Genomic DNA, 13,842 nt, shown 5'->3' with positions numbered 1-13,842 from the left:
CCCATGAATGAGCAGATCCTCGTCGTGGACGATGAGCGGGACATGCGCCTGCTGCTGCGCTACCAGTTGGAGCAGGAGGGCTACGCCGTCACCGAGGCGTCCGACGGCAAGGCCGCCCTGAAGCTGCTGCGCGAGTGCTCGCCCGGGTTGATCATCACCGACGTGCGCATGCCCTTCATGAGCGGGCTCGAGCTGCTGCGCGAGGCCAAGCAGATCCTTCCCGCCACCGAGGTCATCGTCGCCACCGGCTATGCCGAGGTGGAGACGGCCATCGAGTGCATGCGGGCCGGGGCGTTCGATCTCATCCGCAAGCCGTTCAACATCCATGAGATGTACGCGTGCGTCACGCGCGCGCTGGACCGGTACCGGCTCAACGCCTCGGCGGACATGGTGCGGGCCAGCCAGTCCTTCTTCGAGACGAACGAGTTCGATCGGATTCCCCAGGCCATCGTGGAGGGGAGCCGGACGCTGATGGTGGCGGACGCGGTGGTGCTGCTGATGCAGGAGTCGCAGGGGCGGCTCCAGGTGGCGCACGCGTGCGGCCTGTCCTCGGAGGAGGAAGGGGGCGTGCTGCGCGAGCTGGGCGAGCGGGTGGTGCAGACGCTGGCCTCGGACAGGACGCCGGCCCTGGCGGCGCCCGGCCTGGAGGATCGGCGGCTCGGCTCCATCCAGGCGTTGGGGAAGGGGGCCTCGGTCATCCTCCACCCGTTGACGGTGGGGGAGCGGGTGCTGGGCGTGCTGGGGCTGCTGCGCAGGGACGGGCTGCGCATGTTCGGCAGGAAGGAGTTGGATCGCGCGGCGATGCTGGCGAGCCATGTGGTGCTGGCGCTGGAGAACTGGCGCCTGGCGTGCCAGCTCGCGTCCTCCGAGCGGCTGGCGACGCTGGGGCAGGTGGCGGCCGGCATCGGGCATGAGATCAACAACCCGACGGCCTACGTGCTGAGCAACCTGGGCTACATCCAGGAGCAGGTGGTGGCGTTGCGCCAGGGCGAGCCGGTGGACCTGGAGGAGCTGGAGCAGGCCGTGCAGGACGCGCGGGAGGGCTCGCTGCGCATCAGCGACATCGTCCGGGACATGCGCTCGCTGGCGAAGACGGATGCGGAGGCGGGGGGGTGGTTCGAGCTCGACGAGGCCATCCGCTCGGCGCTGCGCATCGCCCGGCTCGAGACGATGCGGCAGGCGAGCGTCGAGACGCAGCTGCCGGGAGGGTTGGAGGTGAAGGGGAGCCCGGGCCCGGTGTCTCAGGTCTTCGTGAACCTGCTCGTCAACGCGGCGCAGGCGCTCGAGGCGGGGGAGGGGCCGCGCAAGGAGATTCGCGTCACCGCCCGGCGCGAGGCGGACATGGCCGTCATCGAGGTCAGCGACACGGGGCCCGGCATCCCGGCCGAGGTGCTGTCCCGGCTCTTCCAGCCCTTCTTCACCACGAAGGGCTCGACGGGAACGGGACTGGGATTGTCCATCAGCCGGAACATCGTGCGCCGGCTCGGGGGAGACATCTCCGTGCGCAGTGCTCCGGGGGATGGGACCGTGTTCATCGTTTCATTGCCGGCACGTCCCGTGGAGGGCGAGGTCCCGGTTCCGGTGGTGCCCTCGCGCTCAACGGGCTGAGCCCTCTCCCTCGCCCTCCGGCGGTTCCTGGAAGACGGCCTACGCGGGGGGAGAGCTGTCGATGGGGAAGGGGACCACCTCACCGCCGAGCCGCTTCGTGCGCGCGAGCAGTTGGTGGAAGCGGTCCGTGCCGTTGCGCGAGTCGAACTTCACCGCGATGCCCTCGGCCTGGGAGGAGAGCCAGCCGCGCAGCGTCCGGATTTCATAGGTGTCCCCGGGCGAGTACAGCGCGAAGGCGCGTGGCAGGGAGAGCACCACCTTCTCCCGTCCCTCCTCCACGGCCCGCTCCATGAGGGCGAGCGCGGCCGAGTGGAAGGTGAAGCGGTCCCGGTGGCTGGCGTGCTCCAGCGCCCACCCCACGTGGCGCTCGAAGAGCTTCAACCCGCGCTCCACGTTGCCGGTGAGCGCGAGGAACTCCAGGTGCTCGCCCACGGTGGCGAGGAACTCGCGGTTGCGCTGCACCAGGGCATAGCCGCGCAGGTGGTTGTCTCTGGCCTGCTCCAGCCGTCCCAGCTTGAAGAGCGGGTAGAGCACGCTGCCCAGCGTCAGGTGGGGCACCTCCGCGCACGCGTTGCGCCCCTCGAGCAGGGGCCGGGCCTTCTCCAGCGCCACGGCGTGCTCGCCCCGGTCGATGTGGTGATCCAACTCGTCATCCAGCTCGCAGGCGCGGCAGTCCGTGAGGTGGTCGCGGGGCTCGCGCACCCACCGGGTCCAGAAGTCCTCCGCCACCTCCGTGTCACCCATGTCCCGGGCGGCCTGGTAGCGCAGCTTCAGCACCGCGCGCCGTCCCGCGCCGGCCTTCGCGAAGCACTGCTCCACGTCGTCCAGCGCGCTGGCGATCTGCTTGCGGCTGATGTGGGGGAACTCGTCGAGCCGGCCCACCACCCACTTCTGCTTCCAGAGCAGCGGCTCCGGCGGGTAGCGCACCGGGTCGCGCTGCTGCTGGCCCCGGCACCAGGCGAAGGCCACCAGGGCCCGGTCCGGGAAGCCCCCGAAGGTGGCCGCGTCGATGAGCGCGTCCCGCACCTCGTAGGCGAGTGGTCCGTCCGCGTGTGCGTCCGCGAGCCGGGCGGCTTCCTCGAGTGCCATCACCTTGGCCTCGCCCGGCTCCAGCCTCTCCGCGCGTCCGAGCAGGTGTTTCACCTGCTCGCGCCAGTCCCGCTCCATCAATGCATGCCCCCAGTGCCTTCGTCGTCATCCAGCCGCGCGGCGATGAGGCCGAGCAGCCCGCGGTTCAGCAACCCCATCTCCCGCGCGTTGAGCGGGCGGTGTCCCAGCAGCAGCGCCTGCACGTACAGCATCTCCACCGACAGCTTGAGCTGCGCGGTGTCCCGCACCCGCGTCAGCCGCCGCACCACGGGGTTGCGGAGGTTGAAGCACAGCTGCGGCCGCTCCTCCTCGTGGGAACCCGTCAGCGCTCCCTCCAGCACCGAGGCGTACAGCTCGTCCGTCTCCTCGCGGGCGCGCTGCGCGTCGCGCCGGAAGGCCCCGTCGTCCACGTCCCCGTAGAGCGTGGGCACCTCGGGCGGGAGGAACTTCTTGATGCTCACCTCGCAGCGGAACGGCTCCAGCGCCTCCGTGGCCACCTGCCGCAGCCGCGCCACCGTCTCGCGCTCCTCGTGCGTCAGCTCCTCGAAGTCCTGGGGGAGCTGCGTCGCGGAGAAGAGCTCCACCTGGGCGCCCGGCATGACGCGCGGCAGCTTCTCCAGCAGCGCGGTGTCATGCGTGTAGGCGCCGTTGAGGATGCACAGCCCTTGCGCCGCCGCCACGCGCGCCACCTGCCGGAAGGCGTCCAGCGTGTTGACGTAGCGCACCGAGGGAAAGGACTGACGGTAGTGCCCCAGCGTCATCATCCCCAGCGTCGTCTCGAAGGGCAGCCAGTGGATGACGAGCCGGTAGAAGTCGTCATCGTCCAGCGCGAGCGCCTTCACCGACAGGCCATGCAGGGCGATGAGCCGCTGCAGGGTGCGAGGGTCATCGTGGGCCAGGTCCACGAGGTACTGGCGCAGGCACTGGCCGAGCGAGTCGCGGGCGCGCGCCAGCGTGGTGTCCTCGTAGAAGGCCTCGCGGCTGGCGGTGGGGCGCAGGCCCTGGGCATTCACCACGCACCTGACGAAGAAGGCCCACTCGGGGAGCAGGTTCTCCGCGCTCTCGGACAGCAACATGTCCTTGAGGTAGACGCGGTGCTTCTGGCGCGCGTTGAAGTGGGGCGAGAAGGGCAGCACGAAGGCCACCCCCTCCACCTGGCCCGCCTCGGCGCGCAGGGGGATGCAGTCCACGAAGTCCTGGCCGAACACCTCGCGCCCGTAGGCCAGCAGCGCCGCACGGCGCTCTCCCGCGCTCTCGTACTCGCGGCGCCAGGGAGGTGGGGCCGGGTTGAGGTGCACGGCGCGGCCCTCCACGGTGAGGTGGATGGGGAAGGGCAACAGGCCCCCATAGTGCACCGCGAGTTGCCGCACCCGCTCCGCGGTGAAGTACTCGGCCGCGTCCGTCCGGGCGACGAGGAACACCTGGGTGCCCGGATGCGCCAGCGGGTGCTCGGAAGGCCGTACGGAGTAGGTGCCGTCATGCCGGCCCCGCCATTCCATGGTGCGCCCGTCCCCCTTCGCCGAGCGCGTCACCACCAGCAGCTCGTCGCACACCATGAAGCAGGACAGCAGGCCGATGCCGAACTGGCCGATGAAGTCGTTGCGGCGGGCCTCCAGCGTCTCGCGCTTGGAGCTCTCCCCGATGGTGGCCAGGAAGCGGTGCAGCTCCTCTTCCGTCAGCCCCACGCCATCGTCGCTGAAGAGCAGGGTGGGCGGCCCGCCGTCCTGCTTCTCGATGAGCTCCATCCGCACCGAGCCCGGGTGGCCCGGCTCCAGGTGCCGCCGGGCGCGGATGGCGTCGGTGGCGTTCTGCAGCAGCTCGCGCACGAACACGCCGGGCGTGCTGTAGAGGTGGTGGGAGAGGAGGTCGATGACCCCCCGGAGGTTGACCTGGAAGCGATGGTCCACGGGCGGCGCAGCCTATAGCGGGTATGCCGCGAGCCGTACGCCCTCACTGGTAGTGCTGTCCACCGGACTATGAGCCGCCAGATTTGCCGCTGGACGATTGCCCGCCCGCCGAATATGCGGCCCCTCGACCGCGGGGTGCCCGGGTGGCACCGCGGGAGACCTGACTCGTTTCGAGAGGAGTACGCAATGCGCAACAAGCTCATGGCAGTGACGGTGGGAGCGCTCCTGGGGTTGTCCGGTATGGCCGCCGCGCAGCCGCCCGCCGGGAAGGGTCCGGCGAAGAAGGAGGCCGCGGCCACGGCCGGCAAGGCGGAGCTCACCTGGTGGGGCCACGCGGCCTTCGTCATCCGCACCCCCGGCGGTGCCACGATTGCCATCGACCCCTGGTTCTCCAACCCCAAGGCCCCGCAGGGCGCCCAGTGGCCGGAGCAGGTGGACGCCATCCTCGTCTCCCACGGGCACTTCGATCACGTGGGCGAGACCAAGGCGCTGCAGCAGAAGACGGGCGCCCAGGTGTTCGGCTGCTACGAGCTCGTCAACCTCCTGGGCATTCCCCAGGACAAGGCGATGGGCGGCAACGTCGGCGGCACCTTCAAGGTGAAGGACGCCACCATCCACTTCGTGGAGGCGGTGCACTCCAGCAGCTACGCCGCGGACGAGAAGAGCCCCGCCCAGTACGCGGGCGCGCCCATGGGCTTCGTCATCCAGATCGACAACGGCCCCACGCTGTACCACGGCGGTGATACCGGCCTGTTCGGCGGGATGAGCCAGATTGGCGAGCGCTTCAAGCCCACGTACGCCCTGCTGCCCATCGGCGGTCACTTCACCCTGGACCCGGCGGGCGCCGCCCAGGCCGCCCGGATGCTCGGCAACCCCACGGTGGTGCCCATGCACTACGGCACGTTCCCCCTGCTGGCCGGCACGCCCGACAAGCTGGAGGCGGACCTGAAGAAGGCGAAGAGCAAGGCGAAGGTGAAGGCGCTCGAGGTCGGCAAGGCCACCGCGCTGTAGTCCGTTGTGCCGGCCCCGCCTCCTCGTGGGGTAGGGCCGTTGGCGCCGGGCCGGGAAGTGGGGTATTTCCCGGCTGTCTGTCTGGTGCGCGGCACCCGGGGTGGACTTCCCATGGATCTAGGCAAGGCGGGTTGGCTCTCCTCGATGCTCGAGGAGTCGGTCGCGGCCCACATGCGTGCACCCGCTCCGGTGGTGCCCCCGGGACTCTCCGACTCCAGCTCTGGCCGCGCCCACGCCCGCTCGTACCTGCGCCGGATGCTGCGCGCCAGTGGGTTGCTCTACGGCACGCCCGCCGACGGTGGGGTGTCCTCGGAGGCGGTGTCCTCCGAGTCCGCTGGGACGGCGGCTCCCGAGGAGGTGCTCTTCCGCGCGGTGGTGCGGACCTTCGCGCGCATGGCCCTGGACATCGCGGTCCTGGCCGGTGCGCCCCTGGGACCTCGCCGCGAGCAACTGTTGCTCCTCTTCGCCGTCCTCACCGGCCAGCTCGAGGAGGCCCAGGCCATCGAGGAGAAGCTGCGGCAGGGGCACGAGGCGCCGAAGCGGCTGTGGGGCAGGGTGGAGGACGCGCTGGAGCGCCGTGCCCTGTCGCTGTCCGGGGATCCGGCGTATGGGCTCGTCCTGCACAACGGGGCGCTCTACGCGGATGGGCACATGTTCGGCCGGCAGGCGCTCGACTACTTCTCCCGCGGGGGGTTGAACCGCGAGATGGCCCGGCGGCGCATCGACTTCGCGGCGCGGCAGAAGGCGCTGCTCGTGGAGGTGCTCACGGGCCTGGCCTGCGTGGACCGGCAGCCCTCGTTCTCCGCGCGCCGCGCCATTCTCCGGCAGGTGGAGGACCTGGGGCTTCCGGATGCGCTCGAGAGCGAGCTGCGGACCGCGGTGAGGCAGTCCTTCGAGCGCCGCCGCTCGTTGAGCATGGCGGTGAAGGACGTGCGCAGCGTGGACCTGCGGCGGTTCATCCTGGAGCAGACGCTGCTGGCCTCGCTGGTGGATGGCCGGCGGACCCGGGGCGAGCGGGCCTTCATCGATCAGCTCTCGCATGCGCTCCGGGTGCCGGAGAGCACGGTGCACCAGTTGGAGCTGGAGGTGGCCGAGTTCTACGCGAAGAACCGCTCGGTGGTGGATGTGTTCACGGTGTCCTCCGCGGCGAATCTGCTGGGCGAGGACATGGTGTCCCGCATGCAGAACACGCTGGAGCGGAACTTCCACCGGTTGATGCAGGAGGTCCGCGAGACGGGCGAGCTGTATCACCTGCTCACGAAGGCCGCGCGAGGACAGACGCTGACGGCCGGGGAGCGCCAGCGGATGCGGGCGCAATTGATTGACGTGGCGAAGGCGATTCCGGCGCTCGCCATCTTCGCGGCGCCGGGAGGGATGTTGTTGCTGGTGGCCCTGGCGAAGGTGCTCCCCTTCAATCTATTGCCGAGTTCCTTCCAGGATGAGCCCGAGCCCGCGGGCCCCGAGGGGGATGGCACGGGCGGCGGCGGCGAGCCCCCGGTCCGCGAGGTGGGTTGACAGCGGCTCGGAGTGAGTGTCTTCCTTCCTCCCTCCCTGGAATCATGGCTCCGCGTTCAGTGCGCGCGGCTCGAAGGGGAGGTGTGGCTTGTTCACCTGTTTCGTTGGCTCGCGCCTGACCCACGCGCGTCCCGTCGCTCACATCATCGTGTTGGCGCTCGTGGCGCTGTTGCTGTCACTCGCCGGGTGTGGCACGGCCACGCATGTGGTGCGCCTGGACACGGGACGGGACAGGCCGCTCGTCTTCACTCCACATGGCGGCGAGCCACCGGTGCAACTGAGCGAGGGCGAGCTCGAGGAGTCATTGGCCGTACTGGCGCGGGATGTGCGGCCCGCCGCCAACCCCCTGCAAAACGCCCGGCGGCTGATGTTCGACTCGCCACGGCAGGAGGAGGTCTACCTGGAGTGGACGGGGCGGCGCCCGAAGTTGGACTTTGCGGAGGAGGCGGCGCGGCGAGCGGCTCGGGAGTGCCTCGCGCTGACGCATGACTACGGCCGCTGGTGTGAGCGCCAGGAGCGTTGCCGGGACTGCCTCTCTCTGCTGAAGGAGGGACCGATTCTCGATGTGGATGGCCGGTACGCCCTGGCCATGGAGTTCGCCCTCGGCACGGTGTGGAACGAGACGATGGATGCCTTCAAGGGCATGGCCGACCCGGACGCGGTGCGAGCCACCCTCGTATCCGGGATGGCGCTCTACATGACGCTCTGGTTGCTGCCCGAGCCAGCAAGCAAGGGCCTGGCTGCCACATTGACGGCCGGGCTCATCGCCTACCTGGGGGTGGACACCGTCTGGAGCCTCATCCAGGGCTGGAGGCTGTTGGTGGCGGAGGTGGAACGAGCCACCACCTTCGACGAGCTGCGCGCGGCGGGCGAGCGCTTCGGTCGGGTGATGGGGAAGAACGCGGCGCGAGTCTTCCTCCTGCTGACGACGGCGGCGATGGGGAACACGGCGGGGCTGGCGGTGAAGGGGCCGGGCCTGCCAGGCGCCTCTCGGGCGGCGGTGTTGGCGCAGTCCCAGGCGGGCTTCCGGTGGGCCGCGGTGGGCGAGGTGCGCTCCGTGGCAGTGTCCGCTGAGGGCGCTTTCACCATTGCCCTCGCGCCGGGCGCGGTGGCCATGTCGGCCCAGGGGCCGGGTGGTGGGAATGGTTCTTCGGGGAAGACATCCGTTTACATTTCCAGGGACAAGGTGACCCAAGAGGTGGATTATGTGGGTATTACCGATAAGATGGCGAGGCGCTCCGCGGAGCAATTCAGACAAAGGGGCCTCCACATCGATGCGCTCATGGAAAGGCTGTCAAGAGAGGATGCGCGGGCTGTCGAGCAGGCGTTGATTGAAATCCATGGGTTGAGCAAGAACGGAGGGACGCTGATGAACCGCATCAACAGCATCGCCCGTTCCAACCCGAAGCATGCCGCCGCGCTGCGCCGGGGGCTGGAGCTTCTCGAATCCATCGGCTACACGGGGCCGTGATATGACGAAGCGGCGCAAGCGGGCACGGCTCGGAGATGTCCTGGAGGTCGGCACGCCTCGTGGGTTGGCTTATATTCACTACACCTATTTCACCGAGGAGCCGTATCGAGAGGTCATCCGCATCCTGCCCGGCTTCTTCACCGCGCGTCCGACAGAATTCACGGAGTTGGTCCATCACCCGAAGGCCTTCTTCGCCTTCTACCCGGCGCGAGTGGCGGTCTCTCAGGGCACTGTCGAGGTTGTTGCCCACCACCCAGTGTCACCCGACAAGGCGTTCCCGGCCGTGTACCGGTGGGCGGGAGCCAGGAGTCGGGAAGGCAGGGTGCTAGCCTGGCGGATATGCGAGGGCTCGAAGGAGACGTTGGTTCGAGACCTCAGTGAGGAGCAGCGTTACCTGCCCATCTTCTCCATTTTCCTTCATGACTCCCTGGTGTCCGCTTTGACGAACGAATGGCGGCCCGAGCATGACATCGGCATTCCCCCAGCGCTGAGGGAATCGTCCCCGGTACCCGAGACACCCAAGCTTCCGGATGATTCATCCCTGCGGCGTGTGCGGCACTTCCTGTACCTTCCGAAGGCGAAGGACAGCAAGTCGGTGGCGGACCAACTCTCCGCGCAAGGCTTCACGGTGGAGCGCCGCAAGAGCGCCGAGGGGAAGAACTGGCTCGTCCTCGTCACGCACACGGTGAGCCCGGATGTGGACCTGGACTCCGTGCGTGAGACCCTCGAGCGCCTCGCCCAGGCGCACTCCGGGGAGTACGACGGTCACGAGATGGACGTCACCCCCGCTCCAGGGTGACCATCCCTCTCATGTCTTCTGCCGCTGAAGCCTCGCCACCAGCCGCCGCAGGTCCTCGTTCGCCCTCACGTACTCCGTGCTGCTCTTCTCCTCGGTGAGTTGCTTCTCCAGCGTGGGCAGTGCGTTGCGCGCCAGCGCCGCCGCGTCCTTCGTGTCCTCCGCCAGCCACTCCGCCCCGAGGATGAGGGCCATCCGCGTGTCCGGGTCCTTCTCCGTCAGTCGTGCCAGCAGCGCCCCCACGTGTGCCGCCGCCTTGCCGCGCCCCACCTCCATCGCCGCGCGCGCCACCACACCCTTGTCCGCGTCCTCCAGCTTCTTCACCCAGCAGCCCGTGTCCGTCCCGCACGCCTTCGCCGCCTCCAGCCGCTTGCCGTGCCGCGCGATCGTCTCCACCCGCTTCTTCCCCAGCGCCACCGGGTCTCCACATCCCTCGCCTCCCAACGCCTCGCATTCGGCCGCCGTCTTCGCCGGCTCCGCCGCCGCCAGCTTCTCCAGCACCGGCATCTCCCGCGCGTCTCCCAGCATCGTCAGCGCCTCGAGCGCCGCTTCGCGTGCGTACCAGTCCCCCTGGCCCGCCGCCTTCTCCAGCGCCGGCAGCGCGTCGCGTCCGCCCATCCGAGCCAGTGCATGCGTGTACTCCCCGCGCACCCCCGCATCCGGTTCGGACACCAGTGCCGCGATGGGTTTCACCGCCGCCGTCGAGCGCATCCTCGCCAGCGCGTCCGCCGCCCGTGTCCGCACGATGGCCTGGATTCGCGGATCCTCGTGCTTGAACTCGAGCTGCTTCAGCAGCGCCGCCTCCGCCCGGCGCTCCCTCAGGTCTCCCAGCAACTGCGCCGCCTTGAAGGAGTAGCTCGCCGGGTTGATGCCGTTGCGCTGAGCCCAGCTCGACAGCTCCGTGTCCTTGCCCTCCAGCACCGCGAGCAGTGCGTCTGACGCCGGCTGGCCCAGCTGGAAGAGCGAGAACGAGCTCTCCACGTAGAAGGACACCCCCCGGCGCTCCTTCGTCAGCATCCGCACCAGCGTCGGCACCGCTCGCGCGTCCCCGATACGGCCCAGCGCTTCAATGGCCTTCTTGTTCAGGAAGAGCTCCGCGCTCTCATCCGTGGCCAGCGCCATGAGCGGCTCCACCGCTTCCTTCACGCGCATCTGCCCCAACGCCTCCACGGCCTCGATTCGCGTGTAGTTGTCCCGTGCCTTCAGCAGCTTCATCAGCATGGGCACGGCCTTGGGGTCGCCAATCTCTCCCAGCGCCGAGGCCAGCTCCTTGTTCAACAGATTGCCGGCCGAGTCCGTCGCGGTCAGGTCCACCGCGTTGCCCAAGGGCTCCACCGAGGCGGGGTTCTTCACGTCGGCGAGCGCCCGCACCACCGCGGCCTTCACCTCGGGCTTCTCGTCCGATGCGAGCTGCCCGTGCAGGAAGGGCAGGAAGCTCGCGTTGAGCTGGCCCGAGCTCCGCAGCGTCTCGAGCACCCGCACCTTGTCCTGGGCGCGCCGTGCCTTGCCCAGCGTCTTTTCCCAGTACTCCGGGGAGGTCGGGTCCACCTTGCACCCGGAGAGAAGGAGCACGAGCGCCAGGCTCGTTGCGGCAAGTAGGCGAGACATGGGACCCCCCAATGGGTTGTAGGCGCTTTTCCTGTAAACCCATCCTGTCGGAAGGAGCAAACCGACCCGGGAGATTGGAGTACGCTGCTCAACGCCATGTCCGTCGATAATCAACCTTCCACCCGTCCTCATGTCGTGCGCCGGAAATACCTGGTCGATCCCGGGTTCCAGCTCCGGTACATGCTCCGGCTCGCCGCGCTCGGCGGAGGCGGGGTGTTGCTCGTGGGGGTGCTGGCGTACCGGGCGCACCGGGCCGCGGTGGACAGCGGCGCCTCTCCCCTGGACCTGGCCACCAGTGGAGAGACCATCCTCTGGCTCACCGGGCTCGGCGCGCTGTGCATGGCGGGGCTGATGGTCCTCATGGGGCTCGTGCTCACCCACCGCGTGGCCGGCCCCGTGTATGTGATGAGCCTCTACATCGCGACGCTCGCCGCCGGCCGCTACCCGCGCATGCGTCCGCTGCGCAAGAAGGACGAGCTGCGCGGCTTCTTCGACCGCTTCAGCGAGGCCGTGGACCGAATCCGCGAGCGCGAGGCCGAGGAGGCCCGGCTCCTCTCCGAGGTCATCGAGACCCTGCAGCCCCTGGCCACCACGCAGGAGACCCAGGCCGCGCTCAGCATCCTCGGCTCCCTCCGCGCCCGGAAACGTCAGGCCACCGAAGGTCCCACCTCGGGGGCGCTGAAGACCGTTGCCTGAAGCCTCCCAGTCCAGCAGAAGGCTCTCTCCTATGACCCGCCCCCGCATCGTCTTCATGGGCACGCCCGAGTTCGCCGTGTCCTCCCTGGCCGCCCTCTTCGACATCGGAGACGTGGTGGCCGTCGTCACCCAGCCGGACAAGCCCAAGGGCCGTGGTCAGGCGCTCGCTGTTTCTCCGGTGAAGGCCTACGCGCTCGAGCGCGGCGTCCCCGTGCTCCAGCCCCAGAAGCTGCGCACCCCTCCCTTCTCCGAGGAGCTGCGCAAGCTCGCCCCGGACGTCGCCGTGGTGACGGCCTACGGGAAGATCCTCCCCAAGGACGTGCTGGAGACGCCCGTGAAGGGGTGCCTCAACGTGCACGCCTCGCTGCTGCCGCGCTTCCGGGGCGCCGCCCCCATCCAGTGGGCCATCGCCCATGGCGACCCGGAGACGGGCGTGGCGTTGATGGTGATGGACGAGGGCCTGGACACCGGCCCGGTGCTGGCCGAGAAGCGCCTGCCCATCGCCCCGGACGAGACGAGCGCGACGCTGCACGACAAGCTCTCCAAGCTGGGCGGAGCGCTGCTGCGCGAGCACCTCCCCGCGTACCTGCGCGGCGAGCTGAAGCCGAAGCCGCAGCCCTCGGAGGGCGTGGTGCTCGCCCCCATCATCGAGAAGGAGGAGGGGAAGCTCGACTTCACGCGGCCGGCGGTGGAGCTGGAGCGGCGTCTGCGCGCCTTCACTCCGTGGCCCGGAGCCTTCACCACGCTGGAGGGCAAGCTGTTCAAGGTGCACCGGGCGAAGGTGGGGCAGGGCAGTGGGGCGCCGGGCACGGTGGTGTCCGCGGGGCCGCAGGGGCTGGAGGTGGCGTGTGGCGAGGGCTCCCTGGTGCTGCTGGAGGTGCAGCCCGAGGGCAAGCGGGTGATGACGGCGGGGGATTTTCTCGCGGGCCGCAAACTGGCGCCGGGCAGCCGGCCCTTCGAGACATAGGAAGAAGAGGACACGCGACATGGGCAAGAGGCTGCTGGTCCTGCACGGGCCGAACCTGAACCTGTTGGGCGAGCGGGAGGGAGGGCAGGGCGGGCGGCTCGCGGACCTCGATGCCGCGCTGACGGCCCGGGCCACGGAGCTGGGGCTGGAGTTGAAGGTGGTGCAGTCCAACCACGAGGGCGTCCTCCTCGACACCCTGCATGCCGAGCGTTCCCGGCTGGATGGCGTGGTGGTGAGCCCCGCGGGGCTCTTCGGCTCCTACCCCCTCATGGAGGCGCTCGAGCTGGTGGGCGTGCCCGCCATCGAGGTGTACCTGGAGCGGCTCGGCGAGCGCGAGTCCGTGGTGGCCGAGGCCTGTGCCGCCACCATCGAGGGCCAGGGCTTCCACTCGTACCTCGAGGCGCTCGAGCGCTTCGCCAGCGGCGACCTCACCGGGGAGCTGACGGAGGAGGACGAGGAAGAAGAGGACGAGGAGGCGGAGGACGAGGGCGCGGAGGACGAAGTGGAGGATGCGGGCGCGGAGGACGATGACGGCGTGGTGGATGCCGCCTGGTCCGGGGAGGACGGCGAGGCCGCGGAGCCGGAGGGGAAGGGCAAGACGCTCGGCCGCCGCGAGAAGGACATTCCCCGGGAGAAGTCCCTGGCGGTGAGGCCGCCGGGGGCCCTGGCGCGTGCCTCCGATGCACCGGTGAAGGCCCTGGCTCCCTCGGGCGGGAGCCGCAAGACGCTGGGCCGCAAGGTGGAGGCGTCGGCCGCGCCGAGCACGTCCTCGAAGACGCTGGGCCGCAAGGTGAAGGGCGCGGAGGGGACTCCCGCGGCGAACGTCCTGTCCCGGGCCCTGGTGCGGCAGAAGATCGCCGACCGGCTGGCGGGCAGGCTGACTGCGGCGGAGCTGGCGGCGTGGGCGCGCTCGAAGTGGGCGGAGGTACAGCGCGGAGCTTCGGCGGAGACTGGCTACGAGGACATGCTGGAGGATCTGCTGCTCTCCCTTTCCTCCCTGCCCGCCAGCAAGCTGTCGGATTCGGAGCTCGTGAACATGATGACCCGGTTGGACAGGTGAGCTGCTCCCCTCTGGAGTGGCTCCCAGGGCGCTCCAGTGGTAGACGTCTACCATTGGCTGTACACACCGGCCTACATCACTGGTAGACGTCTACCAGTGAGAGGGTCTCCCGGG

At 69.5% G+C, this 13,842-nt stretch carries 11 protein-coding genes; 8 read left to right on the top strand and 3 right to left on the bottom strand.

Translation table 11 applies throughout. The features are described 5' to 3' along the window. Nucleotides 1-3: 3 nt before the first annotated feature. Nucleotides 4-1,608: an ATP-binding response regulator gene (locus Q664_RS53900; protein WP_152622831.1), complete on the top strand. Its 1,605-nt coding sequence runs from the start codon at nucleotides 4-6 to the stop codon at nucleotides 1,606-1,608. Nucleotides 1,609-1,647: 39 nt separating this feature from the next. Here the strand turns inward: Q664_RS53900 and Q664_RS50190 are convergent, their stop codons facing one another. Then, nucleotides 1,648-2,775, bottom strand: a complete 1,128-nt coding sequence (locus tag Q664_RS50190) for a hypothetical protein (protein WP_043414282.1) — start codon at nucleotides 2,773-2,775, stop codon at nucleotides 1,648-1,650. Continuing rightward, entirely contained in the window at nucleotides 2,775-4,604 is a 1,830-nt protein-coding gene (locus Q664_RS50185) for an HSP90 family protein (protein WP_043414280.1), read from the bottom strand. Before Q664_RS50185 ends, Q664_RS50190 begins: the two co-directional genes overlap by 1 nt. 186 nt (nucleotides 4,605-4,790) lie before the next feature. Between Q664_RS50185 and Q664_RS50180 the strand changes: the two genes are divergently transcribed. From Q664_RS50180 to Q664_RS50165, 4 genes are all read left to right on the top strand, one after another. Continuing rightward, nucleotides 4,791-5,615, top strand: coding sequence for a metal-dependent hydrolase (locus tag Q664_RS50180; protein WP_043414278.1), 825 nt, complete (start codon nucleotides 4,791-4,793; stop codon nucleotides 5,613-5,615). A 111-nt stretch (nucleotides 5,616-5,726) separates the two neighbouring features. Then, the gene (locus Q664_RS50175) at nucleotides 5,727-7,130 is read left to right on the top strand and encodes an LETM1 domain-containing protein (RefSeq protein ID WP_052519708.1); all 1,404 of its coding nucleotides are present in this window, start codon (nucleotides 5,727-5,729) and stop codon (nucleotides 7,128-7,130) included. 88 nt (nucleotides 7,131-7,218) lie between these two features. Beyond that, nucleotides 7,219-8,601, top strand: a complete 1,383-nt coding sequence (gene sitA5, locus Q664_RS50170; protein WP_052519707.1) for a SitA5 family polymorphic toxin — start codon at nucleotides 7,219-7,221, stop codon at nucleotides 8,599-8,601. A 1-nt stretch (nucleotide 8,602) separates the two neighbouring features. Further along, nucleotides 8,603-9,400 carry a ribonuclease E inhibitor RraB gene (locus Q664_RS50165; RefSeq protein ID WP_043414274.1) on the top strand — a complete coding sequence of 266 codons (798 nt, stop codon included), beginning with the start codon at nucleotides 8,603-8,605 and terminating at the stop codon, nucleotides 9,398-9,400. A gap of 9 nt (nucleotides 9,401-9,409) precedes the next feature. Here Q664_RS50165 and Q664_RS50160 read toward each other — a convergent pair whose 3' ends face one another. Continuing rightward, nucleotides 9,410-11,005 carry a HEAT repeat domain-containing protein gene (locus Q664_RS50160; protein WP_043414272.1) on the bottom strand — a complete coding sequence of 532 codons (1,596 nt, stop codon included), beginning with the start codon at nucleotides 11,003-11,005 and terminating at the stop codon, nucleotides 9,410-9,412. Between the two features lie 135 nt (nucleotides 11,006-11,140). On the opposite strand from Q664_RS50160, the gene Q664_RS50155 reads away from it, so the two are divergent. The 3 genes from Q664_RS50155 to Q664_RS62550 are packed head-to-tail and all read left to right on the top strand — an operon-like array spanning nucleotide 11,141 to nucleotide 13,728. Next, nucleotides 11,141-11,701, top strand: coding sequence for a signal protein (locus tag Q664_RS50155; RefSeq protein ID WP_326938821.1), 561 nt, complete (start codon nucleotides 11,141-11,143; stop codon nucleotides 11,699-11,701). Between the two features lie 31 nt (nucleotides 11,702-11,732). Beyond that, nucleotides 11,733-12,668 carry a methionyl-tRNA formyltransferase gene (fmt, locus tag Q664_RS50150; RefSeq protein WP_043414267.1) on the top strand — a complete coding sequence of 312 codons (936 nt, stop codon included), beginning with the start codon at nucleotides 11,733-11,735 and terminating at the stop codon, nucleotides 12,666-12,668. Between the two features lie 19 nt (nucleotides 12,669-12,687). Further along, entirely contained in the window at nucleotides 12,688-13,728 is a 1,041-nt protein-coding gene (locus tag Q664_RS62550) for a type II 3-dehydroquinate dehydratase (protein WP_043414264.1), read from the top strand. Nucleotides 13,729-13,842 lie beyond the last annotated feature (114 nt).

The sequence above is a fragment of the Archangium violaceum Cb vi76 genome, from assembly GCF_000733295.1.
GTDB classification, from domain to species: Bacteria; Myxococcota; Myxococcia; order Myxococcales; family Myxococcaceae; genus Archangium; species Archangium violaceum.
The sequence above is the reverse complement of the archived record's forward strand: the minus strand, read 5'-3'. Positions and strand labels throughout refer to the sequence as shown.